This window comes from Pseudofrankia sp. DC12 (assembly GCF_000966285.1).
Taxonomy (GTDB): Bacteria; Actinomycetota; Actinomycetes; order Frankiales; family Frankiaceae; genus Pseudofrankia.
The window spans coordinates 2,452,257-2,453,107 of record NZ_KQ031391.1 but is presented as its reverse complement, the minus strand read 5'-3'; the positions used below and the strand labels follow the sequence as shown (position 1 = coordinate 2,453,107).

At 65.2% G+C, this 851-nt stretch carries 1 protein-coding gene; it reads right to left on the bottom strand.

Translation table 11 applies throughout. From position 1 onward, the window contains the following. Window positions 1–266: 266 nt before the first annotated feature. Window positions 267–851 (bottom strand): tyrosine-type recombinase/integrase (locus FRADC12_RS29455; RefSeq protein WP_157489127.1); only part of this gene is annotated, 585 nt, incomplete at its 5' end.

Below are 851 nucleotides of genomic sequence, written 5' to 3'. Positions count from 1 at the left end.
AAACCTGGACCGAGAGCTCGATCGTGACGATTACTCAGAGCGATAGTTCGCTACCTGGAGTGATCTTCCCTTGGCCCTGGATTCCACCTGGCCGCCTCCTGCACGATCCAGTTCGGCTTAGTGCGGCTGCCGGTGGCCAGGTCGAGACCTCGTCCGCTACGGGCCTCCCCCAGTGGATAACCCGGCGGCCGTTAAGCCCTGCGCCGAGGTCCAGCCTGCTTGCGGCCGAGTCAGCGTGCACGCGCGTCGAGGTAGGCCGCAGCGATCTACCGCCTGTCGAATGCGGGGACGGACATCCATCCAGCTTGCCGGCCGCGGATGCGTTTGAAGGCTGCGAGGGCGGTTTCATCGGCGGTGGGGAGGGTGTGGAGGTAGCGCTGGGTTGTCGCGATGGAACCGTGGCCGAGGCGTTCCTTGACGATTTGGAGATCGGCGCCGCCTGCGAGGAGCCAAGAGGCGTGAGCGTGGCGGAGGTGGTGCACGCCTATGCCTGAGCCGATTCCACTCGCAGCGACTGCTGGGTGCCAGACCTTCCTGCGGAACCAGTCGCCGGGAATGTGCCCATCGGTATCGCGGACTCGACGGCGGCGAGGGCTGTCCTTGCCTTCGGCTCGGCGGGCCGCCCGGTAGGCCGCGTAGGCCCGCTTGCAGTGTTGGCAGTGACATGGCGCCATGGAGTAAGCCGTGATGGTGCCATGCCGGTATTGGCGACCTTTGTCGTTCGGCTCGGTGAGGCCAAGGTCCTGCGGCTTGATTGGCTCGACCTGCCCCGGTGGCCGCGGTTCGGGCATAGGGAAGAGAAGGTCTTCGGTGTCGATCCCATTCGCCTCGACGTATACTTGAATCTTGGC